The organism is Candidatus Pelagibacter sp. HIMB1542 (genome assembly GCF_052047835.1).
GTDB lineage: Bacteria > Pseudomonadota > Alphaproteobacteria > Pelagibacterales > Pelagibacteraceae > Pelagibacter.
This window is the reverse complement of record NZ_JBNAJB010000001.1, coordinates 137,490-158,088: the sequence shown is the minus strand read 5'-3', so window position 1 is coordinate 158,088 and position 20,599 is coordinate 137,490. Positions and strand designations below refer to the sequence as shown.

The following is a 20,599-nucleotide window of genomic DNA, read 5'->3' as shown; positions in this document are numbered from 1 at the left end:
TGGTAAGCTATATAAATTAACACAATATTAAAGAGAAAAATGTATAATTCAGTAATAGCTGGTTACTCCAGATCACCTTTTGCAATGGCAAATAAAGGAAAATTAATAGATGTAAAACCAGTTAATCTGCTAGCTGAAGTAATAAAAAATCTTGTTTCACAATCAAAAATTAATCCAAAAGAAATTGATGATGTTGTTATTGGTTGCGCTTTTCAGGTTGGTGAACAATGCTTTAATATTGGAAGATTAGTAACTTTTTTATCAGATCTAGATATTAGAGTTCCTGGTATGTCTGTAGATAGATGGTGTGGATCTTCAATGGAGGCAATTCATATTGCTGCAGGAAAAATAGCAATGGGGTCAGGTAAGATATTTATTTGTGGAGGTGTTGAAAGCATGACAAGAGTTAGAACTGGCTTTGATCCTTTACCCTACCCTTATTCTAATGAAGAAAAACAAAATCCACATTTATATTTATCAATGGGAATTACTGCTGAGAATGTTGCAAAAAAATATAATATTTCAAGAACAGAGCAACAAAAGTTCTCTTTAGAAAGTCATAGAAAAGCAAATGAAGCCCAACAAAAAAATAAATTTAAAAATGAAATTACTAAGATAGGTAATTGTGAGACTGATGAAAATATTAGACCTAATAGCTCAATGGAAAAACTAGATAGTTTAAAGTTGGTATTTGATCAAAATGGAACAGTAACAGCTGCAACTTCATCTCCTCTAACTGATGGAGCTGCTGCAACACTGATATGTGAAGAAAATTTTGCTAAAGATAATGATTTAGAAATTCTTGGTAGAATAAAATCCACTGCTGTTGAAGGATGTGATCCAAACTATATGGGCTTAGGACCAATTTCAGCAACTAAAAAAGCTTTGGATAGAGCTAAAATTTCAATAAAAGACATTGATATTGTGGAGTTAAATGAAGCTTTCGCATCTCAATCACTAGCTTGCATCAAGGATTTAGAAATAGATATTAATAAAGTAAATTTAGATGGTGGTGCAATTGCTTTAGGACATCCTTTGGGAGCAACAGGTGCAAGGATAACAGGAAAAGCTGCACAACTTTTAAAAAGAGAAAATAAAAAATACGCTCTTGCTACTCAATGTATTGGTTTAGGAATGGGAATTGCAACAATAATTGAATCAGTTTAATTTTATCTATTAATTCCTCTTAATCTTTCAGATCTTCTTCTTAATAGTTCTGCACTAATTAATATTAAAGTTGAAAGAATAATTAAACATGTTGCAACAGCTAAAATTGTTGGACTAAGCTGTTCTCTCAAACCAGTCCACATCTGCACTGGAATTGTAGTATTTTCTAAACCAGCAAGAAATAAAACAACAACTACCTCGTCAAATGAAGTCACGAATGCAAATAGACCTCCTGAAATTACACCTGGTAATATTAAAGGAAGAGTAATTTTCATAAAAGTGTTTACGGGGTTGCTTCCTAGGCTAGATGCCGCTCTTGTTACACTATGATCAAATCCTGATAATGTTGCTGTTACAGTAATTACAACAAATGGAGTTCCTAGGATTATATGAGCAAAAACTATTCCAGTATGTGTTGCTGCTAAACCAACTTTGGCCATGAAAAAGAATATTGCAACACCTGATATAATTAACGGAACAATCATTGGTGAAATTAAAGTAGCCATTATAATTCCCTTGTAAGGCATGTGCCTACTGCTTAAACCTAACGCAGCCAATGTCCCAAGTATTATCGATCCTATCGTTGCAAATATTGCAATTATAAAACTATTTTTTGCAGCTAGTCCCCATGGGTTTTTGGTTCCATAAACCATATCCTTGTACCATCTTAGAGAAAAGGCATCAGGATCAAGATTTTTCATTCCTTCAGAAAAAACTAAAAATTCTTCAGCATTAAAAGATAATGGAAATATTACGAATAAAGGTGCAACTAAAAAGAAAAATACAAAAGCACAAATAGCTAAATAAACATAATGCCAAATTCTATAACGAGTTTCTGTATAACTTGGTAATGCCATCTTTATCCTAATTTAATATTATCAACTCCAACTAATTTGTTATAAATCCAATACACAACTAAAACTCCAGTTAACAACATCAATCCCATTGCAGATGCAAAGCTCCAGTCTAAAGTTGTTTTCATATGGTATGCAATCTGGTTACTTATCAAAGTTCCAGAGGCGCCTCCTACTAATGCTGGAGTAATGTAATATCCAATTGCCAATATAAATACTAATAAACATCCTGCTCCTATACCTGGAATAGTTAATGGGAAATAAACTTTCCAAAAAGCAACAAAAGGTGTTCCTCCTAAAGATTTTCCAGCTCTCATTAAACTAGGAGAGATTGTTTTCATAACACTGTAAAGTGGAAGAACCATAAATGGCAATAATATCTGTGTCATCGCCACATAAGTACCTACTTTATTATACATCATTTCAGGCCTGTTATCGTCTGCAACTAATCCTATCATGACAAAGAAATCATTAACGACTCCTTGTTGCTGTAATAAAATCATCCAACTTGCAGTTCTGACCAATAATGAAGTCCAAAATGGGAGAAGAACACAAATCATTAATAGATTTGAGTACTTCATTGGCAATGTAGCTAATAAATGAGCAATAGGATAACCCATTGCAAAGCAAAATAGAGTTACGAAAAAAGCAATTTCAAGCGTTCTTAGCCACAAAATTCTATGAATTCGTCTATCTTCATCTACTTGAGCGATGCTTCCATCAGCAGCATAATACATATCCATACCTTTTAGATATTTAGCTAATGTATATGGTGGCGCTGTTCTTTTTATAGCTTGCCAGTACTCGACTTTTCCCCAATTTTTATGAACCTTCATCATCTGTTCTTTGAAACTAGCGCTTTCATCTATCTTTTTTCTTTTAATATTTCTAAACAATCTTTTGGTTGTTGAATTAAAACCATTTTTTTCTTTATTTAATCTTTGACCAAGTTTTCCATGTTCTTGTTTTTCAACAAGAGCTTTGTAATCATAATAAAAAGCAGAAAAAACTTCTTCAGGAGGTAGTTCTTGTCCATCCCAATTTTCCATTTCCTTAAATGTTTTAGGAAGCATATTTGTAATCATCTTGTCATCAATACTTCTCGTAAACATTTCTCCAATTGGAAATATATAAGTGATGACTAAAAATAATAATAAAGGAGCAACTAGAAGAAAGGCTTTAACCTTATTCTTCCGTTCGGCTTTCTTCAAACTGACTTCTAATGGTATTCCGTCAGTTGTTAAAATTTGTTTTGCTTCAGAGCTCATAAAAAAATAGGGCGGTTAATTAATAACCGCCCTAAATATATTATATAAATTCAGTGATTAAAACTGAAATTATAGGCCTGCTTTGAAAGCTTCCCACTTCTCACCAATCTCCGTTCCATAGTCAGCCCAGAAGAATGGGTCTACTAAGAAATAGTTTTTAGTGTTAGCAGGAGCAGTTGGCATTTGAGGCATCATTTCTGTTTTGCCATCTTTGTACCATGGCTCACCAGCAGTGATTACATCAAGAGAAGATTTTCTCCATGGAGCGTATGCAATGTACTTCGCGCTTCCAGCTAACATTTCTGTGTTAGTCATCATAGCTAAAGCTTTTTTAGCATTCGCTTCATCTGGACCACCCTTAACTAAAGCAAAGTATTCGTAGTCAAGACCTTGACCATCCCATACTTGTTTAATTGGAGCACCTTCACCAACTTCAGCATTGAAGAATCTTCCGTTCCAACCAGTTGCCATAACAACTTCGCCAGCAACTAATAATTCAGGTGGTTGAGCACCTGCAGACCAGAATACACATCCACCATTTGGATCTGTACATAGTTTTTCAATTTTAGCTAACGCTCTGTCGATTCCACCGTCTTCTAAAAGTTTTCTGTAAACTCTAGTTCCGCCGTCACCTAACTTCACGCCATCCGCAGCTAACGCAATTTCTAAATTAGTCAAAGCACTAGTATAGATTGCTCTTTTTCCAGGAAACTTTTTAGTATTAAAGAAATCTTTAATAGTTTTTGGCGTCTGATTACTAAAAGCTCTTGTATCATAAGCATAGTTCCAAGAATATAAGATGTTTCCTACAGCACATTCACTAGGCATTTCAGTGAAGAAGTCTTCACTTGCAGGAGTTCCATCTGGTGCAGCTGGGAAGTCTTTGTCAAAATCAAATTTAACAAATAAACCTTCATCACATCCGTTAATTGTATCGAATGCAAATAAGTCTATGATATCCCAAGTAATAGCACCTGCTTCTTTTTGTGCTTTTATTTCTGATAAACCACCAGAGTAATCAACCCAGTTGATTTCTACTCCTAGTGCCTTAGCAGTTGGATCACCATACCCTAACTTTTGAGATTCTGTATAAGCTCCACCCCAAGATGCAACAGTAACTGCAAATGCTGATGAAGTTATTGAAAGAGCAAAAGAAAGAGCAAGTAATAATTTACTTAATTTTTTCATTATTCCTCCGTTTAAACGTTAATATAAATTAATTTATATAATGAAAGTACACCAAAATGAGCAAGTGAAGTCAACAGCTCATTTTAGCTAATATTATTTTGGATATTTAATTAAAATTATTTAGGATCTAAAGCTCTAGCATCAACACTGTTCCAACCAATGTTGATATCCTCTTTTACTTTTAGCTCAAGGTTGGAGGTGCTGTTTGGTACTTTTAAAATGAACTCAGAACTACCAAGTAAGTCTAATCTAACTCTTGTGTGGTCACCATGGTAAATTACTTCCTCAATTTTTCCAGTGAACATATTATCCATTTTATCAGTTGGATTTATCAATGCTCTTTCTGGTCTTAAAGATACTGTAGTTTTTTCACCTTTTGATTTTACCGAAATAGGGTTAGCTAATATTTCTGCATTACCTAATTTAACTTTACATTTATCTTTATCTATATCAGAGACCTCACCATTAAATGTATTATTTTCACCAATAAATTCTGCAACAAAAGAGTTTACTGGTTTTTCATATAATTCTGCCGGATCAGATAACTGCTGAACTTTTCCGTCGTTAAATACAGCTATTCTGTTTGACATAGTAAGAGCCTCACTTTGATCATGAGTTACATAAACAACTGTTACACCAATGCTTTCATGAATATGTTTAATTTCATACTGCATGCTCTCTCTTAAATTTTTATCTAATGCACCAAGTGGTTCATCCATTAAAACAACAGCAGGATCAAAAACAAGCGCTCTTGCAACAGCAACCCTTTGTTGTTGTCCTCCAGAAAGTTGTGCTGGCATTCTAGACTCAAATCCATTTAAAGAAACCATCGACAAAGCCTTGTCTACTTTTTTATCAATTTCATCTTTTTCAACTTTTCTTACTCTTAAAGGAAAGGCTAAATTTTCATAAACTGTCATGTGTGGAAACAGTGCATAATTTTGGAAAACCATTCCAATTCCTCTTTTGTGAGGTGGAATGTTTGAAATAATATTTCCGTCTAATAAAATTTCTCCATTTGTTGGGGTTTCAAATCCAGCTAACATCATTAGGCAAGTTGTTTTACCTGAACCAGATGGTCCAAGCATCGTTATAAATTCACCTTCAGCAATATCTAATTGAAGATCTTTAACGACGAGTACTTTACCGTCATAACTTTTATCTACTTTATCAAATTTTACGAATTCTGGATTTTTAGACATAAATTTGATTATTAAACATTTGTGAAAGTAGATTTCAATAGTAAATTAACTCTTGATATGAAGATCTTTTGGAAAATTACAAAATAACTCTGAACCGTTTTCTGTAACCCTAATAGCCTCAGATGCTTCAACACCCCAGTCACCAAATTGCATCACGGCAATCATATGAAAACAAACATTAGGCTCAAGAACTGTCATATCACCTTTATATATATTAAGAGTATGCTCTCCCCAATCAGGAGGGTAACCAATTCCTATTGAATAACCAGTTCTTGATCTTTTTTCGATACCGTATTTATCAAGTATTTTCCAAAAAGCTTGAGCAACGTCATCTACAGTATTTCCTGCTTTAATTGCATTAATACCAGAGTTTAAGGCTTCAATAGTTTTATTCATCGTATCAATTTTTAATTGATTGGGTTTTCCAAGTAAAACTGTTCTCGCCATTGGCGCATGATACCTTTTATAAACTCCAGAAAGTTCAATAATTGTTGCCTCTCCCTCAACAAATTTATCTTGAGTAGCAGTTAAATGTGAAGCAGAAGTACCTTTTCCTGTTGGAAGTAGGGTTGCAATACTTGAATATTCACCACCAAATTCCTCTGTTCCATAAAAAAGTGTTTTTTGAATTTCACCAACCGCATCACACTGCCTTACACCAGGTTTAATAACTTCCATTGCAGTTTTCATTCCTTGTTCTGAAATTTTTGCTGCAGACTTCATGTAATTTATTTCTGCGTCAGATTTTGTGAATCTTGCCCAATTCACCAATCGATCACTGTCTTTGATTTTAGCATTTGGCAAACCTTGTTTTATTTTTTCATAACAAAAGGCTGTAAAATAGTGAGCGTCCATCTCTAATCCGATTGATAGATTGTCCCATTTTCTCTCTTTAATTATTTCAACTAATCTATCGTAAGGATGTTTTGGCCAAGTATGAATGTACTCTTCATCATACACTAAAATATTTTCATCTTTTAAATAAGTTTTTATATAAGCCCCACCTGCATCTTGAGCTCTTACAAAGCACAGTGGCTCATCCGCATTTACATGAACGATTGCACATTGAGCATAATAGAATGACCATGCATCATAACCAGTTAAATAATATAAATTATTTGTGTCATGAGAAATTAAAAGTTCGATGCCTTTTTCTTGCATCATTTTTTGAACTTTTTTTAATCTTTGTTTATATTCTTCTTTGGTAAATGACATTAGTTTACCTCAAATAATTTTCCAAATCCCTCAACAGAATTATTTTTATTTATTTTTACAAGTGTATCCCAAATTAATGCTTGATTACTAGATAAAACTACTGTGTTCAATTTTTTTTCAAGTTTATCAATAATTGGTAACACAGGTAATGCTGTACACGAAACAAACAAAGCCTCTGCCCCATTTAAATCAATTTTAGATAATACTTCATATAAATAATCTTGATCTACTTTACCAATGTCATAATCAGCCTCGATATCAAAGTAAGAATTAGAGGTAATTTCAAATCCCTCAGTTATAAAATAATCTAAAACCTCGTCATTTAGTTTTTTACTATAAGGTGTGAACAAAGAAATTTTTTTTATATTTAATTTTTTTAAAGCTTTAATTGCTGCAGTGCTAGGCGTTGTTACATCAGCCATTGGTTTTGCTGCTTTTACTTTTTGTTCAATAGAATTATATCCGGCTGCAATGGCACCAGAAGTGCAGCCATAAACAACACAATCAATATCTTGATCTGGTAAAATATCTTTTGCAACCTCAGTTACTTTATTAGACATTTTAATCAGATTTTCTCGAGTTAATGGATTGTAACACTCGATACGATTAACAAAAAAATCAATTTCTCTGTCTTTTATGACATTAATGAAATCTCTCTCAATCATAAAATCACTTGCAAGAGCTATTAAACCAACTCTTGGATTTGATTTACTAATATATTTTGGATCTATTTTTGTTGAATTCATATTTTAAAAGATGAATATATCAGAAGTTCTTTAATAATCATTAATATTAAATTAACGAAATGAATTTAAAAGATACCTTCATCGCATCGCTGGTTCCAATTTTTTTAGGCTTTGGTTTTGTCATTGCAAAACCAGCATTCGAGTCTTTTCCACCAATTTTATTAATGGGTTTAAGATTTATATTTGCAGCATCAATTTTAGTCTGGTGGTTTCCAATACCAAGAGGATATTTATTAAAAATATTCATAGCATCTTTAATAGCTAATACTTTGCAGTACAGTATTACTTACTCTGGTTTAGACTTGATTGATGCATCTTCAGCAGTTTTGTTGGTACAAATGGAAGTGCCGTTTGGAGTTATTTTTGCTTACTTTATGCTTAAAGAGAAACCAACAGTTAGAGCACTAATTGGTATTGGTATAGCGTTTATTGGTGTTTACGTTTTAACTGGATCACCAAATTTAGATGGAAAAATTATTGGTATTGGATTGACCATACTAGGCTCTGCTATTTGGGCTCTTGGACAAGTAATGGTGAAACCTTTGAGTAAAGAAATTAATCCTTTAGCATTGGTTGCTTGGATGGCATTATTTTCTGGTCCAATTTTAATTCTATTATCAGCAATCATTGATGGAAATACTATTGAATATTTTGCTAACGCAGAAATTAATCATTGGATAATTGCAATCTACATTGGTTTTATAATGCAGCCAGTTACATATGGTTGCTTTTATTATGTCATAAAAAATAATCCAATTTATAAAGTTCTACCAATTGTAACTATGGGAATTCCTCCAACAGGATTATTAGCTGCAATTTTTCTTTTAGGAGAAGAACCGACAAAAGAATTGTTCATTGGTGGAGTAATAATAATTATTGGTGTCATATTAATAGTTTTTACAAAAAATAAAAAAGAAGAGGTAAAATAATGAAGATAGGTTTTATTGGTCTAGGAAATGTAGGTGCTAAACTTGCAGGAAGTTTATTAAGAAATGGATTTGACTTAACAGTAAGAGATGTAGATCAAAATTTAACAGATCAATTTAAAAGTTCTGGTGCAAAAGTTGCAAACTCTGGGAAAGAACTTGCAGAACAAGTTGATCTTATAATTACTTCTTTACCATCACTAAAAGTAAGCGCAGAAGTTATGGAAGCTGAAGATGGAGTGCTTCAGGGTCTTTCTGAAAATAAAATCTGGCTTGAAATGAGTACTACTGATGAAGCTGAGGTTAAGAGAATTGGAGAAAAAGTAATTGCAAAAAACGCTATACCTTTAGATGGTCCTGTAAGTGGTGGTTGTCATAGAGCTGCAACAGGAAATATTGCAATTTTTGTAGGTGGTGAGAGAAAAGCATTTGAAAAAATTTTACCTGTCTTAATAGTCATGGGAAGAAAAGTTTTACATACTGGTGAATTGGGCACAGCAAGTACTCTTAAAGTAATTACAAATTATTTAGCCTCAGTACATCTGGTTGCTTTGGGAGAAGCTTGGACAGTTGCTAAAAAATCTAATCTAGATCTTGAAAAAACATTCAAAGGAATAGCTGCATCATCAGGAAATTCATTTGTTCATGAAACAGAAAGTCAGGTAATCTTGAATGGTTCTTATAATATAAATTTTACAATGGATTTAGTTTTAAAAGATACAGGTTTATTTGATGATCTGGCCAAAAAATTAAATGCTCCGCTGGAGATATCTCCAAAAGTTGTTGAAATTTTTAAAGATGGACAAAAAAAATATGGGTCTAGAGCGTGGTCTTCTATGATTGTAAAAAGAATGGAAGATTTAAACAATATTGATTTTAGAGCTAAAGGTTTTCCAGAGGAATTAGTTGATAACGAGCCTGAGGAAAAAGGATATGAAATCTAAATAGTATGCTAAAATAAAATCATGTTAGATAAAAGAAAATTTTATATTGATGGTGAATGGGTAGATCCAATTAAAAAAAATGACTTTGATGTTATCAATCCATGTAATGAAGATCCTTGCGCAATAATTTCTCTAGGATCCACTGAAGATACAAATAGAGCTGTAAAAGCTGCAAAAACAGCATTTGAAACTTGGAAAGAAACCTCAAAAGAGGAACGAATTAAATTATTGGAAAAATTATTAACTATTTATAAAAAAAGATTTAATGAAATGGCAGAAGCTATTTCATTAGAAATGGGTGCTCCAATGGATTGGTCGACTGATGTTCAAACTGCGTCAGGTAGAGATCATTTAGAAGATTTTATACTAAGACTTAAAAATTTTAACTTTGAAGAACATTTTGATGAAAAATCAAATAACCATATCTGTTATGAACCAATTGGAGTTTGTGGATTAATAACTCCTTGGAATTGGCCAATAAATCAAATTGCTCTTAAAGTTGCTCCGGCATTTGCAACTGGTTGTACAATGATTTTAAAACCCTCAGAAATTGCTCCTATATCGGGAATGTTGTTTGCTGAAATGATCCATGAAGCTGGTTTTCCTAAAGGAGTTTTTAATTTAGTAAATGGTGATGGAGCTGGGGTTGGAACAGACATTTCAAGTCATCCAGATATTGATATGGTTTCTTTTACTGGTTCAACAAGAGCTGGTAAATTAATTTCTAAAAATGCCGCTGATACAATTAAAAGAGTTTGTCTTGAGCTAGGTGGCAAAGGTGGAAATATTGTTTTTGCTGACAGTTACAAAGATGCAGTGAGAGATGGCATCAGAAATGTAATGAGCAATTCAGGACAATCTTGTGATGCGCCTACAAGAATGTTGGTTGAAAAATCTATTTATGAAAGAGCAGTAAAAGAAGCGGTTGATGAAGCAAACAAAATTAAAGTAGATCAAGCAACTAAAAAAGGAGATCACATTGGCCCTGTAATTTCAAAAGTTCAGTACGATAAAATTATAAATCTTATTGAAAGTGGAATTTCTGAGGGAGCAACTTTAGCTGCAGGAGGGCCAGAATTGCCAAATGGTTTAAATAAAGGATATTTTATCAAACCGACTATTTTCACAGATGTTACTAATGAGATGAGAATTGCAAAGGAAGAAATCTTTGGGCCTGTTTTATCAATTATTCCGTTTGATACTGAAGATGAAGCAGTGAAAATTGTAAACGATACTTCTTATGGTTTAGGAAATTATCTTCAAACTGATGATAAAGAAAAAGCACATAGAGTTGCAAAAAAATTAAGATCAGGATGTGTCTACATAAACGGTAACGCAGCTGATGTTGGAACTCCTTTTGGTGGTTACAGACAATCTGGAAATGGGAGAGAAGGAGGAGTTTGGGGATTGGAAGAATTTTTAGAAGTAAAAAATGTAACTGGGTGGAATTAATTTAAATCTCTCAAATATTTCAATCTTCCAATAATCTCATCTCTATCCATATAATAACCCTGAAGATGCCTATGTCCTGAGTTCGGATCAAATTCAGTTCTCCCATGAAGCAACCTTCTATTGTTGAAAGTAAATATATCTCCTGGCCCTAATCTAAATTTAATTTGAAATTTATCATCGTGTAATAAATTTCCAAATCGATGATGAGCTTTGTAAACTTTATCCATTAAATCAGGATGGCAATCTAGAGCATCCATAGTTGCAACACTAAATCTAATGTCATGATAATCATTATCTTTAGTTAAAGAAATTGCTGGCGCATAATAACTTCTTACCGATTCTTGGGTATAATCCATGTCTCTAAATTTAAGGTGAACATTAACTAATGTATCAAAAATTTCCTTTTCATTTTTTCTTAAATAATCTGCAACTGCAAATCCATCTACAGCTGAAGAGTCTCCACCATTTGCAGAATTAACCAAACAGTGAAGAAATTGATAACCTGGAGGTGTTTCAAACCAAGGTAAATCCATATGATTTCTAAGAGCATGAGCTGTGTAAGCAGAATTATTTGGTTTTGGAATATTGATTACCTCAAATGGAGTTTTAAAAAAAGTTTCTCTAGTATGACTAATTCTATTTAAAACTTTAAACCCAGAGTTCTCATCTGTCGGTGCATTTTTTACAATTGCAATTCCAGTATGATGCAAAAGTTCCAACCATTTTATCAATCCTTCATCTGAATTAATAATCTCATCATGATCAATCTCTACAGTTTTTAAGTGATCCTGGAGAGAATTATCCCAAAGCTTGTAGGGTGATATGTATTCTAAATTGTTTTTAATTGTATAACAATTATCTCTCAGCCACTTTTGATCATAATAACTAATATGATCTCCCTCACTCCACTCAATTTTGAGTTTACCATCATCGTTCAAAGAAAATTTTTTAGGATTTATATCTTGAGATACTTTAAGAATATTAAACATTCTGTGACGAGAGTCTTTGTCATGTGCTGTAGGACAATTATCTCTTAGCCATAAATAATTAAACTTACTTTTTTTTCCATCACTCCAATCTACTTCTAAATTAGTGGAATTTTTAGTTATATTTTCAATTTTATAATTTTGTTCCATCAACTTTTATAATTTGAATTTTCACGATCTAATTTTCTTAATAATGCAGCCCACTCTGTTTTTCCATCATAATTATAATCATCTGAACTACTCATATTGTCCCAAAAATAAGCAGCTTTTTGTTTGTCTATTTCATGTTTACTTAATCCCATTGATAAATTTTTAACTTGAACAGTACATGCTTGTTCTAAATAATAAGCTCTGAAAAAAGCTTCTGCAGCAGTTTTACCTACCGTGTAGTACCCATGATTTCTTGTAATTAAAATATCGTGCTTGCCTATAAGATTTTCAAATTTTTTTCCAAAATCTTTATCCTCAACAAATTCGTAATCGATATATCCAATTAAATGATTTAAATAGACTGCTGCTTGTGAAAGGCACATTAAACCTTCTTTAGTTCCTCCAACTGCCATAACATCATTTGCGTGACCGTGGACATAAAAGTTAACATCAGAACGTGAATTAAAAATCCATTGTGCAAGATTGATACAACCATCATTTAACCATGGTCCATCTGAATTTATTTTTCTTCCATCTTTATCAATCTTTACTAAAGATGATGCTGTAATCTCTTCATAAAACATTCCATAAGGATGAACAAAAGAACAATCTTTATCTTCAGCTGATCTAGCTCCAGCACATTGATTAGCTAAATCAGTCATCCCATACATGTGTAAAATTCTATAAAGTGCTGATAGTTCGCATCGAACATCATGATCTGATTTGCTCATAAATTAAATGATTATTTAAATGACTAACAAAATCAAACAAAATCGAATTTGGAAAATCAATTAAAAGTTGTATAGAAATTGTTTTACATTGTGCGCCATGAACTGTTAGAACTTAATTGATGTCAAAAATCGAAATCAACAACGTTTATAAAATCTTCGGTAATAATCCAAAATCAGTACTTCCAATGGTGAAGGAAGGTTCAACTAAAGACGAAATATTAGAAAAAACTGGGCATACAGTTGGATTAGATAATGTTTCTCTTAAAATTGAAGAAGGTGAAACGTTTGTTTGCATGGGTCTTTCAGGCTCAGGAAAATCTACATTAATTAGACATTTAAATAGACTTATAGATCCAACTGATGGTGAAATTTTGGTTGAGGGCACAAATGTGATGTCGCTAGATAAAGAAAAGCTAATTGAGTTTAGAAGACACAAAATGAGTATGGTCTTCCAAAGATTTGGTTTATTCCCACATAAAACAGTTTTGCAAAATGTTGGATATGGTTTGGAAATGCAAGGCAAAGCAGAAGATGAGAGAAATAAAATCTCAATGGAAAAAATTGATGCTGTTGGATTAAATGGATTTGAAAACCAATATCCAAATCAATTATCTGGTGGAATGCAGCAGCGTGTTGGTTTAGCAAGAGCATTAGCAACAGATACAGACATAATGTTAATGGATGAAGCTTTTAGCGCTCTAGATCCACTAATAAGAAGTGATATGCAAAAACAACTTATTGATCTTCAATCAGAATTAAAAAAAACAATTGTATTTATTACTCATGATCTTGATGAATCATTGAGACTAGGTGACCATATTGGAATTTTAAATTCAGGAAAATTGGTACAAGTCGGAACTCCAGAAGAAATTATAATGCACCCTGCAGATGATTATGTAAAAGCTTTTGTTAAAGATGTTAATAGAGCAAAGGTAATCAAAGCAAAAATAATTATGAAAAATTTAAATGAATCTGAAAATATAGATAAATCAAACGTTGTTAAAGTGAATGAAGATCAATTTATTGAGGAATTTTTACCTCAAATAGTTTGTTCAGATTCAAATTGTGAAGTAGTTGATAAGAATGGTAATATTAAGGGCTATATTACTAATCAAGAATTACAGTCTTCTTTAACTAAATCTTAAAATAATTTTATTTAGCAAATCTTTTATATTTTGGAAGTTTGTCATTGATTTGATAAAAATCTGACTTTGAACCTACAAATATATTTCTAAAAGTTTTTAGTTTTGTTTTACCATCAAACATTCCTGCAGAAATCGAAACATTGTCAGATTTATCAACCTTAAAAAATATACTTGCTCCGCATTTATTACAAAAACCTCTCTTGGAATTTTTAGATGACTTAAACCACTTTAAAGTAGTTTTGTTTAAAAATTTAATTTCTTTGTCTTTAATGTTTGTATAAGCGCCAAATACACCATGAGTTTTTCTACATTGAATACAATGGCAATTTGATACACTTCTAAGTTTATTAAGTGTTTTAAATTTTACACCTTTGCATAAACAACTAGCTGTTAATACTTTTTTCATAAAAACTTTATTATATGATATTAATATTAAATTAAAAAATTAAATGTCAGTTTTTCTTAAAAGTTTCACGATCACAAATAACTGGGTTGATTATAATAATCATATGAACATGGCCTATTATGTTTTGATATTTGATGAAGCATGGGAAGTAGCACTTGAAAAGTTTAAAATGGGAGCAAGTGCAGCAAAAAATCTTAATAGAAGCACTATGGTTGTCGAGACAAACACTAAATATCTTAATGAGGTCAAAGAAGGTGAAACTGTTGATATAAACCTTACTTATTTTGACCATGATAAAAAAAGATTACACTTAAAAATGGAAATGATTGCAAAAGAGACAAAAAAAATCTCGGCATCAATGGAATGGATATCTCTATATATTGATCTCAGCAAAAGAAAGGTAACAGAATTCGAGGAAGAAAAGTTAAAGTTGATGGATGCTTTTATAAAGGAAAATGAAGCTGAATTTTCAAGTGAAAATCTTTTGTTCTCTTCAAAACTGAAGAAATAAATAAATATAATTCATTATCTTATTTTGGTATAGGTGCGAAATGAGTACCAATAATAACTCTAAAGGAATTGTTCTTATTATTATTGCAATGACTTTATTTGCAATGCAGGACTCATTAATCAAATTTATATTTGAAAAAGCAGCATTATATGAAATTTTTTTTGGCCGATACTTTGTTGCTGCAATTTTACTGTTTTGCTACATCAAATTTAAAAAGCAAAAGGTTAGTTTAAAAACGCATTATCCAATATTAACTTTGGTAAGAGTAATTTTACATTTTTTAGCTTTTTCTGCATTTTTTATTTCTCTAACTTACATGCCATTAGCAACAGCTAATGCACTTTTTTTCTCCTGCCCTTTTTTTGTATCAATCTTTGCTAAATTTTTTTTAAAGGAATTTATTGGAATTAGAAGATGGTCTGCAATTGTATTTGGTTTTATTGGTGTGTTTATAGTTTTAGATCCAAATTTTTCAGATTTTGAATACAAAAGTCTACTTCCAGTTGGATGTGCATTTTTTTATGCAGCCTCTATGACAATAACAAAATATACCTCAGACAAAGATGACGTAAACACTCAGTTGTTTTACTTTTATTTAATTGCACTCATATTATGTGGAGTTATTTATCTGTTTATGGGCAATGGTCAGTTTAACAATTCTAATTTTGATCCTACAACTCAATTTATTTTTAGAGAATGGTTTTCTAACTTTGATTACACATGGAAATTTATATTATTTTTTGGTGTAGCAGCATCAATTGCTTTTCTTTGTATATTTTCTGCATATATAGTTGCATCTCCATCTGTTGTTTCTTTATTTGAATACTCTCTAATTATAATGTCGATGATACCAGGGTATTTCCTATTTAACGAGATTCCATCTGGAAGAACATTTCTAGGTGTTGCGTGTATAATAGCAGCTGGAATATACATATATTTAAGAGAGAAAGTCAGAGAGCAATACATTGCTACAGAAACACCTGTTAGAAGATGACCAAAAATTATATTCCAACAATTAATGTCTCTTCACTAATTAAAAATAATTTTGAAACTCAATCTGCATTAAAGACAATTAAAGAAATTGAAAAAGCTTGTGTAAATGTTGGTTTTTTCCAAGTGATAGGACATGAGCTTGATTTGAAAGAAATTAAAAAAATATGTGAAATAGGAAACAAATTTTTCAATTTATCAGACAGTAAAAAAAGAAAATTATCACCAAAAAAATGGAATAAAAAAAATAACAATCTTTACAGAGGTTATTTTCCAAATGATGTAAATGGAAAAGAAGGTTTAGATATAGGAGATTTAAAAATTACCAAGAAATATTCTTCAAAAACCAGAAACCAATATATTGAATATTTAGATCTAAATAAATGTTTTAACAAAACTTCTATTGAGGCCTTGAATAAATATTTTGAAAATATTTACAATTTAAGTGAAACTTTGTTTAAAAGTGTAATTAAATTAAATAAACTTGATCCAAATATTTCAAACAAAGCTTTTTCAAGGTTAAAAACTTTAAGTACTTTAAGATTTAATTATTATCCAAATCAAACAAGGCCAGTGGAGATATCAAAACAAGATGGAGTTGCACTTGGATGTGAAACGCATGTAGATAGTGGAATATTTACAGTTCTATATCAAGATAAAAAAGGTGGTCTTCAAGTACAGAATAGAAAAACGAAAAAATGGTATGATGTACCATTTAATAAAAAAGCTTTGGTAGTAAATACAGGAAGAGCTTTAGAGTTTTTAAGTAAAGGTAAATTTAAAGCTACAAATCACAGAGTACTATGGAATAAAAGCAAGAGACTTTCCGTTCCATTCTTCTTTGAGCCCTCTTATGACTTTAAAATGAATAAATCTTTCCTTAATTCAAAAAAATATTCTAACACAGGTCAGATTTATGAAAAATTTTTACATCAATCTTTAAAAAAATTTATCGAATACCAGCGTTAAAATAATTTAAGTCGTTTTTTATACTTATTTAATTATTATTTTTGTCTGGTTCAAAAACAGCTTGAGACATTGAGACATTGAGACAAGGATAAGGAATGTTATTTTGATGTTATTTTTGAGAAAAAACTCAAAAAAATTCGTCAAACTCACTTCAACGAATAAGTCTTCTCAATTGATTAAAAATAATATAGGGTTTTAAACAAAAATAAAGCGATACATAACTCGTCGTTAAAATCAAAGATTTACGAAAGTGGGATCGGTCGTCTTTAAATTAACTTTTAAAGGAGGCTTTATGAAATTTGGTTATTTTTGCAATACCACTAACTGGACACACAAACCATATCATCAATTATTAGACGAAACTAAAGAAATCACAGAATATTGCGATCAAAATAATTGGAACTCTATTTGGTTTACTGAACACCACTTTAATCATGAAGGAATGGAGTCATGCACTAACCCAATAATGATGGGGGTAGATGCAGCTGCAAGAACAAAAAATATTAGAATAGGACAAGCTGCAAATGTAATTACATTTCACAATCCTATAAGATTGGCAGAGGATATTGCTACGCTAGATCAACTTTCAAAAGGAAGAGTTGAAGTAGGTGTTGCTAGAGGAATTTACGGTAGAGAAGCAATCAATTTAAACAAAGAAGCTGATCTTAAAGACCAGGCAAAAAACTTCAGATTGTTTGCTGAAACACTTGAAGTGCTAAAAAAAGCATGGAGTGAAAAGTTTTTTAGTCATCAAGGTGAGTTTTATACATATCCTTCTCCAAATTATGTTTGGCAACATGATATGAGTCCACCAAGTGAAGAATTTATGAATATGGAAGATAACACGATGAAAAAAATTAGTGTTTTACCACAACCTTTTCAGAAACCTTATCCTCCTATTCATCAAGTAGTTGATGGAATTAGATCAATTGAGTGGGCAGCTGAGAACAATATTAATATTATAATGTGGATACCAACAGTAAAAGCTCTAAAGGCAAAATTTGAAGCTTATAAAAATAAAAGATCTGAGGTAACCAAAAAAAATATTCCTTTAGGTGAAGGTGTATCTCTAGTTAGAGATATGTTTGTAGCTGATACAATGGAAGAAGCTAAAGAAAAAGCTGGTGAACACATGGTAAATTATATGCGTTGGGTTTGTCATTGGCGTGGTCTAGGCAATCATATGGATCCAGATGAAGAACTTCCAGAAACCAAAGGTAAGCTGGATTTATTAAATTATGAATTTTTACACAAAAGAAATATGTTATTTGGAACGCCTGAATATGTGATTGATAAAATTCATGAATTAAAATCTGAATTAAATTTACAAAACTTACAAGTTTGGTCAAACTTCCCTGGAGTGAAACATAAAGATTGTATGAAAAGTATTAAACTTTTTACAGAAAAAGTTATGCCTCATTTTCAAGATGATTTAGGTACTGAAGTTAAAAAAGTTTCGTGATCAATTCCAAAAAAAAAATAAGCGGTGGTCAAGCTGCCGTTAAAGCTCTTAAGAGAGAAAAAACTAAACATGTTTTTGGTTTAATTGGTTCTGCAACAATGGAAATGTTTGATGCTCTTTATCATGAAAAAAGTATAAAATTTATTGGAGTTAGAGACGAAAGAACAGGCACACATATGGCTGATGGATATGCAAGAGCATCTAATAAGCATGGTGTAATTATTGCAGGCCAAAATGGACCAGGTGCAACAAATTTAGTAACTGGAGTAGCGCAAGCAAAAGCCGCTTTCTCCCCTGTAGTTGCGATTGCAGGTTCTTACTCAACAAAAGATAAAATGGAAGATGCTTTTCAAGGCCTAGATCAACAATCCTTGTTTGCTCCAATTACAAAAAAGACTTGGACTGTAAAAAATTCTAAGATTATTCCTAAAGTAATTGGCGATGCATTTGATTTATCAATGAAACCAAGAAGAGGACCTGTTTGTATCAATCTTCCAAGAAACATATTGGTGGAAAAAAATACTTACAATATTAATTTAAATAAACCTTCGTTCTCAAGTGAAAGTAATCTTAAAGGAAATAAAGAGAGAATAAATAAAGCAACTAAATTGCTACTGAAATCAAAAAATCCAACAATAATTGTTGGGGCTGGAATTAAATATAACTCAAAATATAGAGAAGTTATTAAATTGGCAGAATTGCTTAATGTTCCAATTGTTACAGCCGCAGGTCATGGAGATGCCATACCATTTAATCATAAATTAAATGCAGGGCAAATGGGACCAAGAGGCAATCCTGTTGCATCAAGATTAGTCAAAGAAGCAGATGTTATTTTGGCTATCGGTACTCGACTAGGATTTAATTCAACATTTTACTCTTATGAAAATATAAATAAAAAAGCAAAAATAATTCAAATTGAATTAGAAAAAAAAATGATTGGAAAGTATTTTCCAGTATCAATAGGAATTCATGCAGATGCTGCAACAGCAACTGTTCAATTATATAAAGAAATTAAAAAAGCAAAAATCAAATTAGATGCAAAAAAATGGACTGAATTGTATTTTAAAGAAAGAAATGAATTTTTAAATAATAGAGAAAATGAAAATTTAGGAAAAAATTTTCCAATCCAACCAAAAGGTTTGTTTAAACAACTAAGAAAAGTTTTACCTAAAAATTCAGCGATCACTTTAGATGCAGGAACCTTGTGCTTACAAGCAACAGATGCTTTAGAATACTATGATCCCCCTTCTCTATTTACACCTTTAGATTTTGGCCTAGTTGGTTTCTCTTTCGCTTGTGGACTTGGAGTTAAAGTTGCAAAACCCAAAAAAACAGTTGTAAGTTTGATGGGCGATGGTGGTTTTGGAATGACTATTTCTGAATTAAGCACAGCTGTTGAATATGGAATAAATACAACAACTATAGTGATGAATAACCAAAGTTGGGGAGCCGAAAAAGCTTATCAAAAAGATTTTTTTGGTAAAAGATATTTAGGTGCTGATATAACAAGTCCATCTTTTGATAAAGTTGCCGAATTATATGGGGCAAAAGGATTTAAAGTTAAAAAAGTTTCTGAAATAAATGAAGCAGTTAGAGCAGCAATTAAAAGCAATAAACCTTCTGTGATTGATGTTGATGTAGATCCGAAAGCATTATACAGTTTTAGAAGAGATAGTTTTCAACATAGAATTAAAAAATGAAATTAGAACTAAGAAAATTTACAAAATTTGTAGACAAAACTTTTATTGAAGGAGGCAAGGAAGCAAAAGAGCCTGTATTATTAGTGTCTGTTGCTGCAGTTTTTAAAAATCCATGGCATGGTCAAGGATTTGTTGAGGACTTAAGACCAACTATTTTAGATCTGGCTCCTAAGTTAGGTGATTTACTTGTTCCAGAATTAATAAAAGAAATAGGATCTCCAGAAAAAATACTAGCATATGGTAAAGCAGGAGTAGTTGGACTGGATGGAGAAATAGAGCATGCATCTGCTTTTATTCACACTTTGAGATTTGGAAATAAATTTAGAGACGCTGTGGGAGGCACATCTTATTTAAGTTTTACAAATACAAGAGGACCAGCAGGATCAAAAATTTCTATTCCCATGATGCATAAAACTGACTCTGGGTTAAGACCTTATTATCTAACACATGACTTTACTATACATGATGCACCATTTAACGATGAAGTGGTAATTGCGATAGGTGGAGCATCTAGTGGAAGGGCGCACGCTAGAACAGGTGATCGATATCAAGATATGAAAGAAATGGGAATTGAACCCAAATAAATC

At 31.7% G+C, this 20,599-nt stretch carries 20 protein-coding genes; 11 read left to right on the top strand and 9 right to left on the bottom strand.

Annotation, left to right across the window (positions count from 1 at the left end; all coding sequences use genetic code 11):
• Positions 1-39: 39 nt before the first annotated feature.
• A complete protein-coding gene (locus tag ACTTBI_RS00840; RefSeq protein ID WP_440652215.1) occupies positions 40-1,167 on the top strand; it encodes a thiolase family protein in 1,128 nt (375 codons plus the stop codon).
• A 2-nt stretch (positions 1,168-1,169) separates the two neighbouring features.
• On the opposite strand, the gene ACTTBI_RS00835 is transcribed toward ACTTBI_RS00840, so the two are convergent.
• The 6 genes from ACTTBI_RS00835 to ACTTBI_RS00810 form a co-directional block, all read right to left on the bottom strand.
• Entirely contained in the window at positions 1,170-2,024 is an 855-nt protein-coding gene (locus ACTTBI_RS00835) for an ABC transporter permease (RefSeq protein WP_262590369.1), read from the bottom strand.
• 2 nt (positions 2,025-2,026) lie between these two features.
• Positions 2,027-3,289, bottom strand: a complete 1,263-nt coding sequence (locus ACTTBI_RS00830; RefSeq protein WP_440652214.1) for an ABC transporter permease — start codon at positions 3,287-3,289, stop codon at positions 2,027-2,029.
• Positions 3,290-3,358: 69 nt separating this feature from the next.
• On the bottom strand, positions 3,359-4,477 hold the full coding sequence (locus ACTTBI_RS00825) for an extracellular solute-binding protein (protein ID WP_440652213.1): 1,119 nt from the start codon (positions 4,475-4,477) through the stop codon (positions 3,359-3,361).
• Positions 4,478-4,593: 116 nt separating this feature from the next.
• Positions 4,594-5,679, bottom strand: a complete 1,086-nt coding sequence (locus ACTTBI_RS00820; protein ID WP_440618131.1) for an ABC transporter ATP-binding protein — start codon at positions 5,677-5,679, stop codon at positions 4,594-4,596.
• Positions 5,680-5,724: 45 nt separating this feature from the next.
• Positions 5,725-6,894: a M24 family metallopeptidase gene (locus tag ACTTBI_RS00815; protein ID WP_440652212.1), complete on the bottom strand. Its 1,170-nt coding sequence runs from the start codon at positions 6,892-6,894 to the stop codon at positions 5,725-5,727.
• Positions 6,894-7,640, bottom strand: coding sequence for a maleate cis-trans isomerase family protein (locus ACTTBI_RS00810; RefSeq protein WP_440652211.1), 747 nt, complete (start codon positions 7,638-7,640; stop codon positions 6,894-6,896). Before ACTTBI_RS00810 ends, ACTTBI_RS00815 begins: the two co-directional genes overlap by 1 nt.
• Before the next feature lie 59 nt (positions 7,641-7,699).
• On the opposite strand from ACTTBI_RS00810, the gene ACTTBI_RS00805 reads away from it, so the two are divergent.
• Genes ACTTBI_RS00805 through ACTTBI_RS00795 form a run of 3 tightly spaced genes read left to right on the top strand, consistent with a single transcriptional unit; the run spans position 7,700 to position 10,962 of the window.
• On the top strand, positions 7,700-8,569 hold the full coding sequence (locus tag ACTTBI_RS00805; RefSeq protein WP_440618128.1) for a DMT family transporter: 870 nt from the start codon (positions 7,700-7,702) through the stop codon (positions 8,567-8,569).
• A complete protein-coding gene (locus tag ACTTBI_RS00800) occupies positions 8,569-9,510 on the top strand; it encodes an NAD(P)-dependent oxidoreductase (RefSeq protein WP_440652210.1) in 942 nt (313 codons plus the stop codon). The genes ACTTBI_RS00805 and ACTTBI_RS00800 overlap by 1 nt, the downstream gene beginning before the upstream one ends.
• A gap of 21 nt (positions 9,511-9,531) precedes the next feature.
• Positions 9,532-10,962 carry an aldehyde dehydrogenase family protein gene (locus ACTTBI_RS00795; RefSeq protein WP_440652209.1) on the top strand — a complete coding sequence of 477 codons (1,431 nt, stop codon included), beginning with the start codon at positions 9,532-9,534 and terminating at the stop codon, positions 10,960-10,962.
• Here ACTTBI_RS00795 and ACTTBI_RS00790 read toward each other — a convergent pair.
• A complete protein-coding gene (locus ACTTBI_RS00790; protein WP_440652208.1) occupies positions 10,959-12,098 on the bottom strand; it encodes a TauD/TfdA family dioxygenase in 1,140 nt (379 codons plus the stop codon). The genes ACTTBI_RS00795 and ACTTBI_RS00790 overlap by 4 nt on opposite strands.
• Positions 12,098-12,829, bottom strand: a complete 732-nt coding sequence (locus tag ACTTBI_RS00785; protein ID WP_440652207.1) for a class II aldolase/adducin family protein — start codon at positions 12,827-12,829, stop codon at positions 12,098-12,100. Before ACTTBI_RS00785 ends, ACTTBI_RS00790 begins: the two co-directional genes overlap by 1 nt.
• A 119-nt stretch (positions 12,830-12,948) precedes the next feature.
• Here ACTTBI_RS00785 and ACTTBI_RS00780 point away from each other — a divergent pair, with 119 nt between their 5' ends.
• Positions 12,949-13,974 (top strand): quaternary amine ABC transporter ATP-binding protein, encoded by a 1,026-nt coding sequence (locus ACTTBI_RS00780; RefSeq protein ID WP_440652206.1) that lies wholly within the window; start codon positions 12,949-12,951, stop codon positions 13,972-13,974.
• Between the two features lie 7 nt (positions 13,975-13,981).
• On the opposite strand, the gene ACTTBI_RS00775 is transcribed toward ACTTBI_RS00780, so the two are convergent.
• The gene (locus tag ACTTBI_RS00775) at positions 13,982-14,380 is read right to left on the bottom strand and encodes a GFA family protein (protein ID WP_440652205.1); all 399 of its coding nucleotides are present in this window, start codon (positions 14,378-14,380) and stop codon (positions 13,982-13,984) included.
• Between the two features lie 43 nt (positions 14,381-14,423).
• On the opposite strand from ACTTBI_RS00775, the gene ACTTBI_RS00770 reads away from it, so the two are divergent.
• The 6 genes from ACTTBI_RS00770 (at position 14,424) to ACTTBI_RS00745 (ending at position 20,596) form a co-directional block, all read left to right on the top strand.
• Positions 14,424-14,891 carry a thioesterase family protein gene (locus tag ACTTBI_RS00770; protein ID WP_440652204.1) on the top strand — a complete coding sequence of 156 codons (468 nt, stop codon included), beginning with the start codon at positions 14,424-14,426 and terminating at the stop codon, positions 14,889-14,891.
• A 40-nt stretch (positions 14,892-14,931) separates the two neighbouring features.
• Positions 14,932-15,885, top strand: a complete 954-nt coding sequence (locus tag ACTTBI_RS00765; protein ID WP_440652203.1) for a DMT family transporter — start codon at positions 14,932-14,934, stop codon at positions 15,883-15,885.
• On the top strand, positions 15,882-16,850 hold the full coding sequence (locus ACTTBI_RS00760) for a 2OG-Fe(II) oxygenase family protein (RefSeq protein WP_440652202.1): 969 nt from the start codon (positions 15,882-15,884) through the stop codon (positions 16,848-16,850). The genes ACTTBI_RS00765 and ACTTBI_RS00760 overlap by 4 nt, the downstream gene beginning before the upstream one ends.
• Before the next feature lie 292 nt (positions 16,851-17,142).
• Complete coding sequence (locus tag ACTTBI_RS00755) at positions 17,143-18,312, top strand: LLM class flavin-dependent oxidoreductase (RefSeq protein ID WP_440652201.1); 1,170 nt, start codon at positions 17,143-17,145, stop codon at positions 18,310-18,312.
• Positions 18,309-20,012 carry a thiamine pyrophosphate-binding protein gene (locus ACTTBI_RS00750; protein ID WP_440652200.1) on the top strand — a complete coding sequence of 568 codons (1,704 nt, stop codon included), beginning with the start codon at positions 18,309-18,311 and terminating at the stop codon, positions 20,010-20,012. Before ACTTBI_RS00755 ends, ACTTBI_RS00750 begins: the two co-directional genes overlap by 4 nt.
• Positions 20,009-20,596 (top strand): amino acid synthesis family protein, encoded by a 588-nt coding sequence (locus ACTTBI_RS00745; RefSeq protein WP_440652199.1) that lies wholly within the window; start codon positions 20,009-20,011, stop codon positions 20,594-20,596. The genes ACTTBI_RS00750 and ACTTBI_RS00745 overlap by 4 nt, the downstream gene beginning before the upstream one ends.
• Positions 20,597-20,599: the final 3 nt, after the last annotated feature.

Excerpts from the sequence above, each read along its gene's own strand:
- ACTTBI_RS00840 (WP_440652215.1), top strand. The coding sequence starts at position 40 with ATGTATAATTCAGTAATAGCTGGTTACTCCAGATCACCTTTTGCAATG.
- ACTTBI_RS00835 (WP_262590369.1), bottom strand. The coding sequence starts at position 2,024 with ATGGCATTACCAAGTTATACAGAAACTCGTTATAGAATTTGGCATTAT.
- ACTTBI_RS00830 (WP_440652214.1), bottom strand. The coding sequence starts at position 3,289 with ATGAGCTCTGAAGCAAAACAAATTTTAACAACTGACGGAATACCATTA.
- ACTTBI_RS00825 (WP_440652213.1), bottom strand. The coding sequence starts at position 4,477 with ATGAAAAAATTAAGTAAATTATTACTTGCTCTTTCTTTTGCTCTTTCA.
- ACTTBI_RS00820 (WP_440618131.1), bottom strand. The coding sequence starts at position 5,679 with ATGTCTAAAAATCCAGAATTCGTAAAATTTGATAAAGTAGATAAAAGT.
- ACTTBI_RS00815 (WP_440652212.1), bottom strand. The coding sequence starts at position 6,894 with ATGTCATTTACCAAAGAAGAATATAAACAAAGATTAAAAAAAGTTCAA.
- ACTTBI_RS00810 (WP_440652211.1), bottom strand. The coding sequence starts at position 7,640 with ATGAATTCAACAAAAATAGATCCAAAATATATTAGTAAATCAAATCCA.
- ACTTBI_RS00805 (WP_440618128.1), top strand. The coding sequence starts at position 7,700 with ATGAATTTAAAAGATACCTTCATCGCATCGCTGGTTCCAATTTTTTTA.
- ACTTBI_RS00800 (WP_440652210.1), top strand. The coding sequence starts at position 8,569 with ATGAAGATAGGTTTTATTGGTCTAGGAAATGTAGGTGCTAAACTTGCA.
- ACTTBI_RS00795 (WP_440652209.1), top strand. The coding sequence starts at position 9,532 with ATGTTAGATAAAAGAAAATTTTATATTGATGGTGAATGGGTAGATCCA.
- ACTTBI_RS00790 (WP_440652208.1), bottom strand. The coding sequence starts at position 12,098 with ATGGAACAAAATTATAAAATTGAAAATATAACTAAAAATTCCACTAAT.
- ACTTBI_RS00785 (WP_440652207.1), bottom strand. The coding sequence starts at position 12,829 with ATGAGCAAATCAGATCATGATGTTCGATGCGAACTATCAGCACTTTAT.
- ACTTBI_RS00780 (WP_440652206.1), top strand. The coding sequence starts at position 12,949 with ATGTCAAAAATCGAAATCAACAACGTTTATAAAATCTTCGGTAATAAT.
- ACTTBI_RS00775 (WP_440652205.1), bottom strand. The coding sequence starts at position 14,380 with ATGAAAAAAGTATTAACAGCTAGTTGTTTATGCAAAGGTGTAAAATTT.
- ACTTBI_RS00770 (WP_440652204.1), top strand. The coding sequence starts at position 14,424 with ATGTCAGTTTTTCTTAAAAGTTTCACGATCACAAATAACTGGGTTGAT.
- ACTTBI_RS00765 (WP_440652203.1), top strand. The coding sequence starts at position 14,932 with ATGAGTACCAATAATAACTCTAAAGGAATTGTTCTTATTATTATTGCA.
- ACTTBI_RS00760 (WP_440652202.1), top strand. The coding sequence starts at position 15,882 with ATGACCAAAAATTATATTCCAACAATTAATGTCTCTTCACTAATTAAA.
- ACTTBI_RS00755 (WP_440652201.1), top strand. The coding sequence starts at position 17,143 with ATGAAATTTGGTTATTTTTGCAATACCACTAACTGGACACACAAACCA.
- ACTTBI_RS00745 (WP_440652199.1), top strand. The coding sequence starts at position 20,009 with ATGAAATTAGAACTAAGAAAATTTACAAAATTTGTAGACAAAACTTTT.